The sequence below is a fragment of the Clavibacter vidaverae genome (genome assembly GCF_047529985.1).
Classification (GTDB): Bacteria; Actinomycetota; Actinomycetes; order Actinomycetales; family Microbacteriaceae; genus Clavibacter; species Clavibacter nebraskensis_A.
This window is the reverse complement of the sequence record NZ_JBLJAM010000001.1, coordinates 552,723-568,075: the sequence shown is the minus strand read 5'-3', so window position 1 is coordinate 568,075 and position 15,353 is coordinate 552,723. Positions and strand designations below refer to the sequence as shown.

The 15,353-nt window shown below is 73.3% G+C and carries 13 protein-coding genes; 11 read left to right on the top strand and 2 right to left on the bottom strand.

Translation table 11 applies throughout. The features are described from left to right. Positions 1 to 102 precede the first annotated feature (102 nt). Genes ileS through ndk form a run of 4 tightly spaced genes read left to right on the top strand, consistent with a single transcriptional unit; the run spans position 103 to position 5,887 of the window. Entirely contained in the window at positions 103 to 3,405 is a 3,303-nt protein-coding gene (gene ileS / locus ACMT9T_RS02640) for an isoleucine--tRNA ligase (protein WP_414744109.1), read from the top strand. Beyond that, the gene (locus tag ACMT9T_RS02635) at positions 3,402 to 4,970 is read left to right on the top strand and encodes a bifunctional folylpolyglutamate synthase/dihydrofolate synthase (protein ID WP_414744108.1); all 1,569 of its coding nucleotides are present in this window, start codon (positions 3,402 to 3,404) and stop codon (positions 4,968 to 4,970) included. The genes ileS and ACMT9T_RS02635 overlap by 4 nt, the downstream gene beginning before the upstream one ends. Next, positions 4,967 to 5,458 carry a DUF4233 domain-containing protein gene (locus ACMT9T_RS02630; protein WP_116055256.1) on the top strand — a complete coding sequence of 164 codons (492 nt, stop codon included), beginning with the start codon at positions 4,967 to 4,969 and terminating at the stop codon, positions 5,456 to 5,458. The genes ACMT9T_RS02635 and ACMT9T_RS02630 overlap by 4 nt, the downstream gene beginning before the upstream one ends. Positions 5,459 to 5,467: 9 nt before the next feature. After that, positions 5,468 to 5,887, top strand: a complete 420-nt coding sequence (gene ndk / locus ACMT9T_RS02625; RefSeq protein ID WP_043672318.1) for a nucleoside-diphosphate kinase — start codon at positions 5,468 to 5,470, stop codon at positions 5,885 to 5,887. A gap of 60 nt (positions 5,888 to 5,947) precedes the next feature. On the opposite strand, the gene ACMT9T_RS02620 is transcribed toward ndk, so the two are convergent. Then, positions 5,948 to 6,556 (bottom strand): vitamin K epoxide reductase family protein, encoded by a 609-nt coding sequence (locus ACMT9T_RS02620; RefSeq protein ID WP_414744107.1) that lies wholly within the window; start codon positions 6,554 to 6,556, stop codon positions 5,948 to 5,950. 306 nt (positions 6,557 to 6,862) lie between these two features. Between ACMT9T_RS02620 and ACMT9T_RS02615 the strand changes: the two genes are divergently transcribed. Beyond that, positions 6,863 to 9,907, top strand: a complete 3,045-nt coding sequence (locus ACMT9T_RS02615) for an Rne/Rng family ribonuclease (RefSeq protein WP_414744106.1) — start codon at positions 6,863 to 6,865, stop codon at positions 9,905 to 9,907. Positions 9,908 to 10,012: 105 nt separating this feature from the next. On the opposite strand, the gene ACMT9T_RS02610 is transcribed toward ACMT9T_RS02615, so the two are convergent. Beyond that, entirely contained in the window at positions 10,013 to 10,291 is a 279-nt protein-coding gene (locus tag ACMT9T_RS02610; RefSeq protein ID WP_414744105.1) for a DUF4031 domain-containing protein, read from the bottom strand. A 280-nt stretch (positions 10,292 to 10,571) separates the two neighbouring features. Between ACMT9T_RS02610 and rplU the strand changes: the two genes are divergently transcribed. The 6 genes from rplU to ACMT9T_RS02580 all read left to right on the top strand — a co-directional run bounded on the left by rplU (position 10,572) and on the right by ACMT9T_RS02580 (position 15,345). Next, positions 10,572 to 10,880 (top strand): 50S ribosomal protein L21, encoded by a 309-nt coding sequence (rplU, locus tag ACMT9T_RS02605; RefSeq protein ID WP_012038175.1) that lies wholly within the window; start codon positions 10,572 to 10,574, stop codon positions 10,878 to 10,880. A 25-nt stretch (positions 10,881 to 10,905) separates the two neighbouring features. Further along, positions 10,906 to 11,160: a 50S ribosomal protein L27 gene (gene rpmA, locus ACMT9T_RS02600; protein WP_012299161.1), complete on the top strand. Its 255-nt coding sequence runs from the start codon at positions 10,906 to 10,908 to the stop codon at positions 11,158 to 11,160. Positions 11,161 to 11,285: 125 nt separating this feature from the next. Next, the gene (gene obgE / locus ACMT9T_RS02595) at positions 11,286 to 12,824 is read left to right on the top strand and encodes a GTPase ObgE (protein WP_414744104.1); all 1,539 of its coding nucleotides are present in this window, start codon (positions 11,286 to 11,288) and stop codon (positions 12,822 to 12,824) included. A gap of 3 nt (positions 12,825 to 12,827) precedes the next feature. Then, complete coding sequence (gene proB / locus ACMT9T_RS02590; RefSeq protein ID WP_414744103.1) at positions 12,828 to 13,607, top strand: glutamate 5-kinase; 780 nt, start codon at positions 12,828 to 12,830, stop codon at positions 13,605 to 13,607. Positions 13,608 to 13,678: 71 nt separating this feature from the next. Further along, positions 13,679 to 15,001: a glutamate-5-semialdehyde dehydrogenase gene (locus ACMT9T_RS02585; protein ID WP_414744102.1), complete on the top strand. Its 1,323-nt coding sequence runs from the start codon at positions 13,679 to 13,681 to the stop codon at positions 14,999 to 15,001. A gap of 128 nt (positions 15,002 to 15,129) precedes the next feature. Beyond that, complete coding sequence (locus ACMT9T_RS02580; protein WP_414744101.1) at positions 15,130 to 15,345, top strand: hypothetical protein; 216 nt, start codon at positions 15,130 to 15,132, stop codon at positions 15,343 to 15,345. The last annotated feature ends 8 nt before the right edge of the window (positions 15,346 to 15,353 follow it).

Genomic DNA, 15,353 nt, shown 5'->3' with positions numbered 1-15,353 from the left:
GAGTGGCCGCGCGTCGCGTGGCAAGCGGGGTGGTACCGCGCTCGGGGATCCGCACACGGGATCCGGGCGTCCTCGCGGAGAGCCGACGCCGCAGGAGATGCCATGACCTACCCCCGTCCCGTCCCCGACGACCCGGGCGCCCCCGACCAGGTCGCCGCGAGCCCGCGCTTCCCGGACATCGAGAAGGGGATCCTCGCGTTCTGGAAGCGCGACGACACCTTCCGCGCGTCCGTCGAGCAGCGCGAGGGATGCGACGAGTGGGTCTTCTACGACGGCCCGCCCTTCGCCAACGGCCTCCCGCACTACGGGCACCTCCTCACCGGCTACGCCAAGGACGCCTTCCCGCGCTTCCAGACGATGCGCGGCAAGCAGGTGCACCGCCGCTTCGGCTGGGACACGCACGGCCTGCCGGCCGAGCTCGAGGCGATGCGCCAGCTCGGGATCACCGAGAAGAGCGAGATCGAGGAGATGGGCGTCGAGCAGTTCAACGCCGTCGCCCGCCGCTCCGTGCTCGAGTACACGGGCGAGTGGGAGGAGTACGTCACCCGCTCCGCGCGCTGGGTCGACTTCGAGGACGACTACAAGACGCTCGACATCGACTTCATGGAGTCGGTGATCTGGGCCTTCAAGCAGCTGCACGAGAAGGGCCTCGCGTACGAGGGCTTCCGCGTGCTGCCGTATTGCTGGCACGACCAGACGCCGCTGAGCAACCACGAGCTGCGGATGGACGACGACGTCTACCGCATGCGCCAGGACCAGTCGGTCACCGTCACGTTCCCGCTCGTGGGCGCGAAGGCCGAGTCGCTCGGCCTCACCGCCGTGCGCGCGCTCGCCTGGACCACCACGCCCTGGACGCTGCCCACGAACATGGCGCTCGCGGTCGGGCCGGACATCGTCTACGCCGTCGTGCCCGCGGGCCCCGCCGGCACGCCCGACTCCGAGGCGCCCGACGCGCTGCCCCGGGAGTCGTCCGTGCAGCTCGCGGCCGAGGTGCTCGGATCCGAGTACCTCATCGCCCAGGACCTCGTGGGGAACTACGCCAAGGACCTCGGCTACGCCTCCGCCGACGAGGCGCGCGCCGCCGTGTCCCGCACGGTGCTCGGCCGCCAGCTCGAGGGCGTCGCGTACGACCGCCTCTGGGACTTCTACGCCGACGTCGAGCGCTTCGGCACGGAGAACGCGTGGCAGGTGCTCGTCGCCGACTACGTCACGACCACCGACGGCACCGGCATCGTGCACCAGGCCCCGGCCTACGGCGAGGAGGACCAGCAGGTCTGCGCCGCCGCCGGGATCCCCGTGATCCTGTCGCTCGACGAGGGCGGGCGCTTCGTCGACACCGTGCCCGAGGTCGCGGGGGAGCTGTGGTCGGATGCCGGCAAGACCCTCACGCGCATGCTCAAGGCGCAGGGCCGCCTCATCCGGCAGGCCAGCTACGAGCACTCCTACCCGCACTGCTGGCGCTGCAAGAACCCCCTGATCTACAAGGCGGTCTCCAGCTGGTTCGTGCGCGTCACCGACTTCCGCGACGACATGGTGCGCCTCAACCAGGACATCTCGTGGACGCCCGAGAACGTCAAGGACGGCCAGTTCGGCAAGTGGATCGGCAACGCGCGCGACTGGTCCATCAGCCGCAACCGCTTCTGGGGCAGCCCCATCCCGGTGTGGAAGAGCGACGACCCGGCGTACCCGCGCGTCGACGTGTACGGCAGCCTCGACGAGCTCGAGGCCGACTTCGGCGTGCGCCCGACGGACCTGCACCGGCCGTTCATCGACCAGCTCACGCGCCCGAACCCCGACGACCCGACGGGGAAGAGCACCATGCGCCGCATCGAGGACGTGCTCGACGTCTGGTTCGACTCGGGATCCATGCCCTTCGCGCAGGTGCACTACCCGTTCGAGAACCGCGAGTGGTTCGACGAGCACAGCCCGGCGGACTTCATCGTCGAGTACATCGGCCAGACCCGCGGCTGGTTCTACACGCTGCACGCGCTGTCGACCGCGCTGTTCGAGCGGCCCGCGTTCTCGAGCGTCGTGAGCCACGGCATCGTCCTCGGCAACGACGGCCAGAAGATGTCCAAGTCGCTGCGCAACTACCCGGACGTCAACGAGGTCTTCGACCGCGACGGATCCGACGCCATGCGCTGGTTCCTCCTCGCGAGCCCCGTGCTCCGCGGCGGCAACCTCGTCGTCACCGAGGAGGGCATCCGCGAGGGCGTCCGCCAGGTGCTGCTGCCGCTCTGGAGCACGTGGTACTTCTTCTCGCTCTACGCCAACTCGGCGCAGCCGGGCGGCTACGAGGCGAGGCGCGACACGACGAGCGACGACGTGCTGGACCGCTACATCCTGGCCCGCACCCGCCGCCTCGTGACCGAGGTCACCGAGCACATGACCGCGCTCGACTCGACCCTGGCCGCGGCCTCGCTCCGCGACTTCGCCGACGTGCTCACCAACTGGTACGTGCGCCGCAGCCGCGACCGGTTCTGGGCGGGCACGGAGACGGGTGACACGCGCGCCTTCGACACGCTCTTCACGGTCCTCGAGACCGTGACGCGCGTCGCGGCGCCGCTGCTCCCGCTGGTCTCCGAGCGCATCTGGAAGGACCTCACGGGCGGGCGCAGCGTCCACCTTCAGGACTGGCCGGAGCCGGACGACCTGCCCGCGGACGACCGCCTCGTCGAGGTGATGGACCGGGTGCGCCAGGTGGCGTCCACCGCGCTCTCGCTCCGCAAGCAGTCGGGCCTCCGCGTGCGCCAGCCGCTCGCGCGCCTCACGGTCGTGAGCGACGACGCCGACGGGCTCGCCCGCTTCGAGGACATCCTCCGCGACGAGCTCAACGTGAAGGCCGTATCCGTCGAGGAGCTGACGCCGACGAGCGCCGCCGACGCGGGGATCACCCGCCGCCTCACCGTCAACGCGCGCGTCGCCGGGCCCCGCCTCGGCAAGGGCGTGCAGCAGGTCATCCAGGCGGCCCGCTCGGGCGACTGGACGGAAGCCGACGGCGAGGTCGTCGCAGGCGGCGTGCCGCTCGTGGCCGGCGAGTACGAGCTCGTGCTGGAGGTGGCGGGCGACCGTGCCGACCAGGCGCTCGCGCTCCTGCCGGGCGGCGGGTTCCTGCTGCTCGACACCGCGCTCACCCCCGAGCTCGAGGCCGAGGGCCTCGCGCGCGACGTCGTGCGGAACGTGCAGGACGCGCGCAAGGGCGCGGGGCTCGACGTGAGCGACCGCATCGCCCTCGTGATCCGGCTGGACGCCGCGGGCGCCGAGCAGGCCGAGCGGTTCCGCGACCTCATCGCCCGTGAGACCCTGGCGGTGGCGCTGCGGATCGACGCGGTCGCCGAGGCATCGACGTCCGGCATCACCGTGGGCGGCGGATCCCCCCTGGACATCGAGGTGGAGCGAGCATGAGCGACCAGCAGGGCGGACGCCCCTTCGACGACGACGAGCCCCGGCGCGACGACGACTTCGAGCCGGAGACGGACGAGGGCGTCGACGCCGCCGCCCGCGCCCTCGACCCCGACGTCGACGGCCTGAGCGACGACCAGCTCTTCGCCGACGACGCGGCTGAGCTCCGCCGCGAGGCCGAGCAGTCGATCGTCGCGGGCCGCGAGGTCGACGACGAGAACTACTACGAGCGCGAGGGCGACCTCGTGTACCAGGCGCTCCTGGCGCGCGTGGGGGAGCAGGCGCCGCAGCCGCGGCTGTCGGCGACCCGCCGCGTCGTCGAGCTGCTCGGCGACCCGCAGCGCGCGTACAAGATCGTGCACGTCACGGGCACCAACGGGAAGACCTCGACGAGCCGGATGACCGAGAGCATCCTGCGCGCCGCCGGGCTCCGCACGGGCCTGTTCACGAGCCCGCACCTCGTCCGGTTCAACGAGCGCATCGTCGTCGACGGGGTGCCCATCACCGACGAGGCGCTCAGCCGCAACTGGGCCGACGTCGAGCCCTTCATCGACATGGTCGACCGGGAGCTCGTCGCGGCGGGCGAGGAGCCCGTGACCTTCTTCGAGGCGCTCACGGTGCTCGCGTTCGCGTCGTTCGCGGACGCGCCCGTCGACGTCGCGGTGATCGAGGTCGGCATGGGCGGCGAGTGGGACTCGACGAACGTCGCCGACGGCGAGGTCGCGGTCTTCACGCCCGTCTCGCTCGACCACACGCAGCGGCTCGGATCCACGGTCGCGGAGATCGCGCGCACCAAGTCCGGCATCGTGAAGCCCGCCGCCGACGTCGTGTCGAGCGCGCAGGCGCCCGAGGTCGTCGCCGAGCTCACGCGCGCCGCCGAGCTCACCGAGTCCACGTGGTCGATGGAGGGGGAGCGGTTCCGCCTCCTCGACACGACGCTCGCGGTCGGCGGCCAGGTCATCTCCGTGCAGGGCCTCGCGGGCACCTACCGCGACGTGTTCCTGCCGCTGTTCGGCGCGCACCAGGCGCAGAACGCCGCGGTCGCGATCGCCGCGGTCGAGTCGTTCCTGGGCGGAGGCGACCACGCCATCCACGACGACGTGCTCGCGGAGGGCCTCGCCACCGCGACGAGCCCCGGACGCCTGCAGGTCGTCGGCACCGAGCCGACCGTGCTCGTCGACGCCGCGCACAACCCGGCGGGCGCCGCGTCGCTCGCGGCCGCGCTCCCCGTCTACTTCACCTTCGACCGCGTGACCGCCGTCATCGGCGTGCTCGAGGACAAGGACGCGGAGGGCATCGTCCGCGAGCTCGCGCCCGTCGTCGACCACTTCATCGTCACGCGCTCCACGTCCGAGCGCTCGGTGGATCCCGACGAGCTCGCCCGCGTCGTCGTGGGCGTCGTCGGCCGCGACCGGGTCACGGTCGAGCCCGATCTCCGCACGGCACTCGACGACGCGCGCGACTCCGCGGGCGAGACCGAGAAGGGCGCGGCGCTCGTCACCGGCTCGATCCTCCTCGTCGGCGAGGCGATCGCGCATGCGCTCGACGAGGGCTGGAAGACCGCGTGAGCACGGACGGCCGCCCGGCCCGCACGCGGCGACCCCGCCCGCCGCGCACGACGGTCGAGATCCTGGGGTCCATCGTCATGGGCTTCCAGGTCATCGTCGTCTTCCTCGCGAGCCTCGTCGCGTTCGGCCTCGAGGCCCTGCCGCCCCTCGTCGCGCTCGGCGGCGGCGCCCTGCTCGTCCTCGCGATGCTCGCCGTCGTGGGGTCGCTGCGCACGCCGCTCGGGATCCGGGCCGGCTGGGTCGTGCAGGTCCTGGTGGTCCTCACCGGGTTCGTGCTGCCCGCCATGTTCGCCGTCGGCGGCTTCTTCCTGCTGCTCTGGGTCTACGCGATGGTGCAGGGCGCCCGCATCGACCGCGAGAAGGCCGCCGCCCGCGGCGCGTGGGAGCAGGCCATGCTCGACGAGCAGGCCGAGGCCCGCTCCGACGGCGCCGACGAGCGCCCCACCGACCACCGACCGACCACCGAGCCCCCGGCTCCCACCCCGTAGGAGACACCCATGACCGCTCCCGTCCAGGAGACCCTCGTCCTCGTCAAGCCCGACGGCGTCGCCCGCGGCCTCACCGGCGAGATCCTCCGCCGCATCGAGGCCAAGGGCTACCAGATCGTCGACCTGCGCATGGTGCAGGCCGAGCGCGCGCTCCTCGAGCAGCACTACGAGGAGCACCAGGGCAAGCCGTTCTACGAGCCGCTCGTCGAGTTCATGGAGTCGGGCCCGATCGTCGCCGTGCGCGTCGCCGGGAACCGCGTCATCGAGGGCTTCCGCTCGCTCGCCGGCACGACCGACCCGACGGGCGCCGCCCCCGGCACGATCCGCGGCGACCTCGGCCGCGACTGGGGCCTCGCCGTCGCGCAGAACCTCGTGCACGGCAGCGACTCGCCCGAGTCCGCCGCGCGCGAGCTCGCGCTCTGGTTCTAGCCGCCCGCACGACGAGGGGCCGACCGGTTCATCCGGTCGGCCCCTCGTCGTCCCGCGGCGTCAGCCGAGCAGCGTCGGGATGAGCGCGGGGAACGTCGCGATGATCGCGACCACGATGACCGCGTAGTTCAGCACGACGATCGCCCAGGTGTACGGCGCGACCGCGTCGGCGGCGCGGCGGATCCCCGCGGGTACGGGGAGCAGCCCCGCGCGCGCCGTCGCGGAGAGCGTGCCCCACCACAGCGGGATCATGGCGCTCCACACCAGCAGGCAGTACGGGCAGAGCGCCCCGATGACGAAGACGCTCTGCGTGAAGAGCCAGGTCACGAACACCCAGCCGGCGAAGGTCCCGACCGCGAACAGGGTCCAGAACCAGCGCGCGAGGCGGGCGCCGGCGAGCAGCGCCATGCCGATCACGACGGGCACCACGAACGCGGCCACGCCGATGAGCGGGTTGGGGAAGCCGAACAGCGACCCCTGGGGCGACTGGATGACCGTCGCGCAGGAGATGAACGGGTTGACGTCGCAGGAGAGCGACGCGCCCGGGTTCTCGAGCAGGTGCAGCCGGTCGAGCACCAGGACGAACGCGCCGATCCAGCCGACGACCCCCGTCACGACCAGCAGGAGGGCCAGGGAGCGGGGGTGGACGGGGGCCCGGGTCGCGGTCATGCGGCGATCATGGCAGACGGGGGAGCGCCGACCCTGACGGCCGGGTGGACGTCGGCGTGCGATACTGGCAGGCAGGTCGACCCGCCGCGCGGGACGACCGCCATGAAGAGTCTTTCCCGGGGCAGACCCGGGCCGCCCGGCACCGTCCGGCGGCGGATAGCCAGTTCCGTACCAGTGCGCACGACCGAAGCCTCGGGCCGGACGTCGCAGACCAGGATCGACGGAGAACCGCGTACGCGGGGATCCACTCGGAGAGCTACCGGGGTACGGCGCGGCCGTACCGACCGGTTGAGGAGTGCACCAGAGATGGTGGAGAGAGACGAGAACCACGGCAGGAGGCGTCCCAGCCTCTTCGAGCGGCTGACAGGCCGCCGTGCCGAGCCGACCGCGGCACCGGAGACCGACGGCACGCCCGTCCTCCCCGCGACCGCGAACCCCGAGGCGAGCGGCACGCCCGCCGCCTCCGAAGCGAAGGGCCTCACCCTGAACGAGAACGACGACACCCAGTCCACGCCCGAGCAGCCCGAGACGCCGGTCGCCCGACGCTCGCGTCGCGCGGGCACCGCCGCGTCCGCCCCCGCCGGATCCCCGACGGACGACGCCAGCGTCGACGCGTCCGCCGAGGCCCCGGCCCTGGCCCCGGCGTCCGACGCCGATGCGGCCCCGGCCGAGGAGGCCGCTGCGCCCGCCGCCCGCGCGCCGCGCAAGCGCGCGCCCCGGAAGGCCGCCGCCGCGACCGAGGAGCCGGCTCCGGCCGAGGCCCCCGTCGCGGACGCGTCCGACGCGGACGCCGCGACCGTCGAGACGGCACCCGAGCCCGCCGCCGAGGCACCCGCGGCCGAGGCTCCCGCCGCCCCGGCCCGGACGCTCCCCTCCCTCTCCGTCTTCTTCCAGGCGCCGGACATCGCGCCGCTGCCGCCCCGCCGCGAGCGGGACGACCGCCGCGACGACCGCCGACCGGACGAGGACGACGACCTCGAGCGCGACGACCGCCCCTCGCGCTCCTCGCGCCGCGGCGGCCGCGGCCAGGACCGCAGCACCGGCCGGGACGGCCGCGACCGCGACCGCGACGACGACCGCGACGACGAGGACGACGCGCCGTCGGTCCGCCGCCGCGCGCGCCGCCGCTCCGGCGAGGAGGGCCGCGACGGCGACGACGCGCCCGGCACCGTCGTCAAGGTCCGCACGCCCCGCGAGCCCGAGCTCATCACCGAGCCGCAGCGGATCAAGGGATCCACGCGCCTCGAGGCGAAGAAGCAGCGCCGCCGCGACGGCCGCGACGCCGGCCGCCGCCGCCCCGTGCTCACGGAGTCCGAGTACCTGGCCCGCCGCGAGTCGGTCGACCGCAGCATGATCGTGCGCTCGCGCGACGGCAAGATCCAGATCGGCGTGCTCGAGGACCAGGTGCTCGTCGAGCACTACGTCGCCCGCGCCGACGAGGCGTCGCTCATCGGCAACGTCTACCTGGGCCGCGTCCAGAACGTGCTCCCGAGCATGGAGGCCGCCTTCATCGACATCGGCCGCGGCCGCAACGCCGTCCTCTACTCCGGCGAGGTCGACTGGGAGGCCGCCAACGCCGACAAGGGCGGCGGCAGCCACGCGCGCCGCATCGAGGTCGCGCTGAAGCCCGGCGATCGCGTGCTCGTCCAGGTCACCAAGGACCCGGTCGGCCACAAGGGCGCCCGCCTCACGAGCCAGGTCAGCCTGCCCGGCCGGTACCTCGTGTACGTGCCCAACGGATCCATGAACGGCATCAGCCGCAAGCTCCCCGACACCGAGCGCGCGCGCCTGAAGAAGACGCTCAAGGAGGTGCTGCCCGAGAACGTGGGCGTCATCGTCCGCACGGCCGCCGAGGGCGCGACCGAGGAGCAGCTGAAGCTCGACGTCGAGCGCCTCACCTCGCAGTGGGCGGAGATCAGCCGCCAGGTCGAGAAGGCGCAGGCGCCCGCGCTCCTGCACTCGGAGCCCGACCTGCTGCTGAAGATCATCCGCGACGTCTTCAACGAGGACTTCCGCGAGCTCGTCATCGACGGCGGCGACGCCCAGGAGATCATCGAGGGCTACCTCCGCGGCGTGGCGCCCGACCTCATCGACCGGGTGCAGGCGTACTCCGGCGAGAAGGACTCCTTCGACCACTACCGCGTCAGCGAGCAGATCGAGAAGGCGCTCGACCGCAAGGTCTGGCTGCCCTCCGGCGGCTCGCTCGTCATCGACCGCACCGAGGCCATGACCGTGGTCGACGTCAACACGGGCAAGTTCGTCGGATCCGGCGGCAACCTCGAGGAGACCGTCACCAAGAACAACCTCGAGGCCGCGGAGGAGATCGTCCGCCAGATGCGCCTGCGCGACATCGGCGGCATCATCGTCGTCGACTTCATCGACATGGTGCTCGAGACGAACCGCGACCTCGTGCTGCGCCGCCTGGTGGAGTGCCTGAGCCGCGACCGCACCAAGCACCAGGTCGCCGAGGTCACGTCGCTCGGCCTCGTGCAGATGACCCGCAAGAAGCTCGGCCTCGGGCTGCTCGAGTCGTTCTCCGAGAACTGCGAGACGTGCGCCGGGCGGGGGATCATCATCCACCACGACCCGCTCATGGCCCACAAGCAGACGCCCCAGGAGCCCGTGCAGGGCCAGGGCCGCCGTCGTGGCGGCAAGGGCCAGCAGGAGCACGGCGGCGGGAACGGCAACGGCGGCGGCAACGGCGGCGGTCGCGGGAACGGCGGCGGACAGGCCCAGCAGCAGCAGCAGCGGACGCCGGCGGCCAGCACCCACAGCATCACCGACGACGCACGCTCGGCCCTCGCGAAGATCGCGACGAGCACCATCCAGACGGTGAACGACGCCATCGACCGCGTCGAGGACGTCGTGCGCACGCCGGACGAGGTCGAGGCGGACACCGCCGCGCGCCCCGCGTCGGAGACGACGTCCACCGAGGAGCAGCCGCGCGGCGACCGCCCGCGTCGCAGCCGAGGCGGCCGGGGACGCGCGTCGTCCGCGGCGGCCGAGGCGCCGGAGCGCACCGAGGCCCCGGAGCCCGCCGCCGCGGAGCCGGCCGTGCACACGGAGGACCCCACCCCGGCGGACGCCGCCGTGGAGGAGCCTGCGCTGTCGACGCTCGAGCCGCGCGAGGCGATCCGCCTGGAGCCCGTGCAGATCCTCGACATCCCGGTGGCGAGCGCCCGCACGGCCCCGCGCCGCGTGAGCTCGGCCGACGCGGAGCAGCTCCTCGGCTCCGTGCTCGACGCGCTGCCGCAGCCGAAGGAGCCGGGTCAGGGCCGCTCGCGCAGCCGTCGCGTCTCGACCGCGACGCTCACGACGCCGACCCCGGCGCCCGCGGACGACGCGAGCTGATCCTGCGGCCGTCCTCGCGACGGCCGCACGACGTGAGGGCCCGGAGCGCATGCTCCGGGCCCTCCGTCGTCCTCCGCCCGGGCCCCGCGGCCCACGTGCGTCACCTCAGGCGGCGGGGCCGCGGCGCTCCCGCTGGGTCACGCGCAGGCCGCTCGCCTGCAGGCGCCGCACCAGGTCGCGGTTGGACACGGGCACAGCGCCCTGCGCGACCAGCTCGTCGTAGCGGGCGGCGGGCACGTCGTAGTGGTCCCGATCGAAGCCGCGCTCGGGGATCCCGGCAGCCCGGGCGAACGCGTGCAGCTCCTCCAGCGAGGCGTCGCTCACGAGGTGGGACCACAGCGTCCCGTGCGCGGGCCAGGCGGGTCGGTCGAGGAGCACGGTCATCCTGCGAGCATAGGCAGACGGCCCCGGCACGTGCCGCCGAGGGAGCCGCGACGCGCCCGGCGCGGATGCGAGCCGACGCGCCGACCCTCGCGTATGATCGACCGAGGACGCCCGGGGTCCGGAGTTTGACCCCTGTCCGGCGTTCCGGTAACGTGAGTCGCTGGCATGCGCCGATCCCCAAGGGGTCGTGCGCCTGCGGCAGACTTCCTCCAATGATTCGGGCCACAGGGCGTCAAGTCCCCAGTGAGTCAAGCCCGCGAGAGAAAACAGGTACGGAAAAGTGGTTTACGCAGTTGTGCGCGCCGGCGGTCGGCAGGAGAAGGTCGAGGTCGGGACCATCGTCACGATGGACCGGGTCAAGAACCAGCAGAGCGGCAAGGTCGTGCTCCCCGCGGTCCTGCTCGTCGACGGCGACACCATCACCACGGACGCCGCGAAGCTCGCCGACGTCACCGTCAGCGCCGAGATCCTGAACGACCTCCGCGGTCCGAAGATCGTCATCCAGAAGTTCAAGAACAAGACCGGGTACAAGAAGCGCCAGGGGCACCGTCAGGACCTCACGCGCGTCCAGGTCACCGAGATCAACTAGCAACTGAGAACGCAGGGAGACCCAGATGGCACACAAGAAGGGCGCGAGCTCTACCCGCAACGGCCGTGACTCGAACGCCCAGCGCCTCGGCGTGAAGCGCTTCGGCGGCCAGGTCGTCGGCGCCGGCGAGATCATCGTCCGCCAGCGCGGCACGCACTTCCACCCCGGCGTCAACGTCGGCCGTGGCGGCGACGACACGCTGTTCGCCCTCTCGGCCGGTTCGGTCGAGTTCGGCGTCAAGGGCGGCCGCAAGGTCGTCAACATCGTCGTCCCGGCCTAGCGCAGGCCGACAGCACGGACCCTGCAGCGGCACTGCCGCGCAGCACCACAAGGGCGGGCCTCCTCGGCCCGCCCTTGCGTGCGTTCCGCAGGGGAACACCTCTCAAGAAGAAACGAGCGACAGCCATGGCGACATTCGTCGACACCGTCACCCTCCACCTGCGGGCGGGAAACGGCGGCAACGGCTGCGTCTCGGTGCGCCGGGAGAAGTTCAAGCCCCTCGCGGGCCCCGACGGCGGCAACGGCGGCAACGGCGGCGACATCGTCCTCGTCGCCGACCCGCAGGTCACCACGCTGCTGCCGTACCACCGCGGCCCCCACCGGTCCTCCCGCAACGGCGGTCCCGGCATGGGCGACCACCGCCACGGCACGCTCGGCGAGGTCCTCGAGCTCCCCGTGCCCGTGGGCACCGTCGTCAAGGACGCCGACGGCAACGAGCTGGCCGACATGGCCACGCCCGGCATGCGCTACGTCGCGGCCGAGGCCGGCCAGGGCGGCCTCGGCAACGCGTCGCTCGCCACCACCAAGCGCAAGGCCCCCGGATTCGCGCTCCTCGGCACGCGGGGCTACGAGGGCGACGTCGTCCTCGAGCTCAAGGTCGTCGCCGACGTCGCGCTCGTGGGCTACCCCTCGGCGGGCAAGTCGAGCCTCGTCGCCGCGATCTCCGCCGCGAAGCCGAAGATCGCCGACTACCCCTTCACCACGCTCCACCCGAACCTCGGCGTCGTCGAGGTCGCGGACTCGCGCTACACCGTCGCCGACGTGCCCGGCCTCATCGAGGGCGCGAGCGAGGGCAAGGGACTCGGGCTCGAGTTCCTGCGCCACGTCGAGCGCTGCTCGGCGCTCCTGCACGTGCTGGACTGCGCCACGCTCGATCCCGGCCGCGACCCGATCTCCGACCTCGACATCATCCTCACCGAGCTCGCGGCCTACCCCGTCCCCGACGGCCAGGTCCCGCTGCTCGAGCGTCCCCAGCTCGTCGCGCTCAACAAGATCGACGTGCCGGAGGCGCGGGAGCTTGCCGAGCTCGTGCGCCCCGAGCTCGAGGCGCGCGGCTACCGCGTGTTCGACATCTCCACCGTGAGCCACGAGGGCCTGCGCCAGCTGTCCTTCGCCCTCGCCGAGCTCGTCGAGGACGCGCGCACCAAGGCGGCCGAGGAGCCCGATGCCCCGCGCATCGTCCTCCGCCCGCGCGCCGTGGACGAGAAGCCCTTCACCATCCGGGTCGACGGCGGCAGCTACGGCGACATCTTCCGTGTCCTCGGCACCAAGCCGGAGCGCTGGGTGCAGCAGACCGACTTCACGAACGACGAGGCCGTGGGCTACCTGGCCGACCGGCTCGCGAAGCTCGGCGTCGAGGACGGCCTGTTCAAGGCCGGGGCTGTCGCCGGATCCAGCGTCGTCATCGGCGAGGGCGACGGCGTCGTCTTCGACTGGGAGCCCACGCTCACCTCCACCGCGGAGCTCATCACGAGCCCCCGCGGGGCCGACGCCCGCGTCGATCCGCTCAACCGCCGCACCAACCAGGCGCGCCGCGAGGACTACTTCGCGCGCATGGACGCCAAGGCCGAGGCCCGCGCCCAGCTCGTGCGCGAGGGCGAGGCCGGCCTCTGGGCGGACGACGACCAGGCGGACGAGGACGCGGCCTCGGACGACAAGGCCTAGCGGGTGGGCACGACCTCGCGCGCGGGGATCGCGTCCGCGCGGCGCATCGTCGTGAAGGTCGGCTCGTCCTCCATCAGCGGCGAGAACGCGGGGCAGATCGGGCCGCTCGTGGACGCGATCGCCTCCGTCCACGCGCGGGGCGCCGAGGTCGTGCTCGTCTCCTCCGGCGCCATCGCCACGGGGATGCCGTTCCTCCGCCTCGACGACCGCCCGGCCGACCTCGCCACGCAGCAGGCCGCCGCGGCCGTCGGGCAGAGCGTGCTGATCTTCCGGTACCAGGAGAGCCTCGACCGCTACGGCATCGTCGCCGGCCAGGTGCTCCTCACGGCGGGCGACCTCGCCGCCCCCGACCACCGCGAGAACGCGCAACGCGCCATGGAGCGCCTTCTGGGCCTCCGGCTGCTGCCCATCGTCAACGAGAACGACACGGTGGCGACGCACGAGATCCGCTTCGGCGACAACGACCGGCTCGCGGCGCTCGTCGCGCGTCTCGTGGACGCCGACCTCCTGCTCCTCCTCTCGGACGTCGACGCGCTGTACACGCGGCCGCCCCAGGAGCCCGGCGCGCGCCGCATCGAGCACGTGGACTTCGGCGACGAGCTCGAGGGCGTGGAGATCGGCAGCACGGGCACGGGCGTCGGCACCGGGGGAGCGGTGACCAAGGTCGCGGCCGCGCGCCTCGCCGCCGAGGCGGGAGCGGGTGTCCTGCTCACGTCGACCGCGCAGGTCGCGGAGGCCCTCGCGGGTGCGCACGTCGGCACCTGGTTCGCCCCCCGCGCCTGACGCGACCGGCTGCGCGACGCCCCGCGTCCGCCCGGGATCGGCGGCGCGCTGGGCTGGCTAGGCTGCCGTGCATGCCCGCCCTCGCCTCCGGCGTCCCCGACGTCGCGCCCGCACCCGCCGCGTCCCGCTCCGAGGGGACCCCGTCGGACGCCGACCTCGACGCGATCCTCGCGGGCGCCCGCGCCGCGTCCACGGCCCTCGCGGCCGCCACCTCCGGACAGCGCGAGGCCGCCCTCGACGGGATCGCCGCCGCGCTCCTCGACGCGCGCGACCGCATCGTCGCCGCCAACGCGGAGGACCTGGCCGCGGGTCGGGCCGCCGGCCTCGCCGCGGGGCTCCTCGACCGGCTGGCCCTCGACGCGGTGCGGGTCGCGTCCCTCGCGGACGCCGTGACGGGGATCCGCGCCCTCGACGACCCGCTCGGCCACGTCGTCCGCGGCCGCACCCTCCCGAACGGCCTGCTGCTCTCCGAGGTGCGGGTCCCCTTCGGCGTGGTGGGGGCGATCTACGAGGCACGGCCCAACGTCACCGTCGACATCGCGGCGCTCGCCCTCCGCAGCGGCAACGCCGTGGTCCTCCGCGGCGGATCCGCGGCCCTCCGCACGAACGCCGTCCTGGTCGAGGTGATGCGCGGCGCCCTCGAGCGCGCGGGCCTCCCCGCCGACGCCGTGCAGACCGTGGACGCCCACGGCCGAGCGGGCGCCGCCCGCCTCATGCGCGCCCGCGGGCTCGTCGACGTCCTGGTGCCGCGCGGATCCGCCGACCTCATCCGCACCGTGGTGGAGGAGTCGACCGTCCCCGTCATCGAGACCGGCGCGGGCGTGGTCCACGTCTACCTCGACGCGTCCGCGGACGCGCGCATGGCGGTCGACATCGCCGTCGACGCCAAGGTCAGCCGGCCGAGCGTGTGCAACGCCATGGAGACGCTCCTCGTGCACCGGGACGCCGCGCCCCGGATCCTGCCCGACGTCCTCGACGCGCTCCGCGACCGCGGGGTGACCGTGCACGGCGACGCGGCCGTCCGCGACCTGTGGCCCGCGGCCGTCCCCGCTGACGACGGCGACTGGGCCGCGGAGTACCTCTCCCTCGACGTGGCCGTGCGCGTCGTCGACTCCGTGGAGGACGCGGTGGCGCACATCGCCCGCTGGTCCACGCACCACACCGAGTCGATCGTCACCTCCGACCTCGCGGTCGCCGAGCGCTTCCTCCAGGCGGTGGACTCGGCCGTCGTCATGGTCAACGCCTCGACCCGCTTCACCGACGGATCCGAGTTCGGCTTCGGCGCCGAGGTCGGCATCTCCACCCAGAAGCTGCACGCGCGCGGGCCGATGGGGGTGCAGGAGCTGACCAGCACGAAGTGGATCGTGCGGGGGAGCGGGCAGGTCCGCGGCTGACCTCGTCCCGGACGGACATGCAGGGCCCGCGGCACGCCCGACCGCGGCGCACGCCCCGCACGGGGGCCCGCCGATAGGATGGCAGGCGCCGCCTCCGTGCCACGAGGCGTGCCACGAACGGAGACCCCATGCACGCGCTGACCACCACCATCCTCGCCGAGACCGAGCACGCCATGGAGCTGGCCGCTCCGCTCTGGGTGTTCCCGGCCGTCGCGGCGGTCGCGTTCATCGCGCTCGGCGCGGTGATGTTCAGCTTCCGCGACGTCAGCAACCGCCACTCGGAGAAGTGGGGCAAGCCCCCCGTCGCCGAGCAGGGCCACGGCACCGCCGACTCGACGCACTGAGCGCGAGC

Coding starts and splice junctions, on each gene's coding strand:
- ileS (WP_414744109.1), top strand. CDS start 103: ATGACCTACCCCCGTCCCGTCCCCGACGACCCGGGCGCCCCCGACCAG.
- ACMT9T_RS02635 (WP_414744108.1), top strand. CDS start 3,402: ATGAGCGACCAGCAGGGCGGACGCCCCTTCGACGACGACGAGCCCCGG.
- ndk (WP_043672318.1), top strand. CDS start 5,468: ATGACCGCTCCCGTCCAGGAGACCCTCGTCCTCGTCAAGCCCGACGGC.
- ACMT9T_RS02620 (WP_414744107.1), bottom strand. CDS start 6,556: ATGACCGCGACCCGGGCCCCCGTCCACCCCCGCTCCCTGGCCCTCCTG.
- ACMT9T_RS02615 (WP_414744106.1), top strand. CDS start 6,863: ATGGTGGAGAGAGACGAGAACCACGGCAGGAGGCGTCCCAGCCTCTTC.
- ACMT9T_RS02610 (WP_414744105.1), bottom strand. CDS start 10,291: ATGACCGTGCTCCTCGACCGACCCGCCTGGCCCGCGCACGGGACGCTG.
- rpmA (WP_012299161.1), top strand. CDS start 10,906: ATGGCACACAAGAAGGGCGCGAGCTCTACCCGCAACGGCCGTGACTCG.
- obgE (WP_414744104.1), top strand. CDS start 11,286: ATGGCGACATTCGTCGACACCGTCACCCTCCACCTGCGGGCGGGAAAC.
- ACMT9T_RS02585 (WP_414744102.1), top strand. CDS start 13,679: ATGCCCGCCCTCGCCTCCGGCGTCCCCGACGTCGCGCCCGCACCCGCC.
- ACMT9T_RS02580 (WP_414744101.1), top strand. CDS start 15,130: ATGCACGCGCTGACCACCACCATCCTCGCCGAGACCGAGCACGCCATG.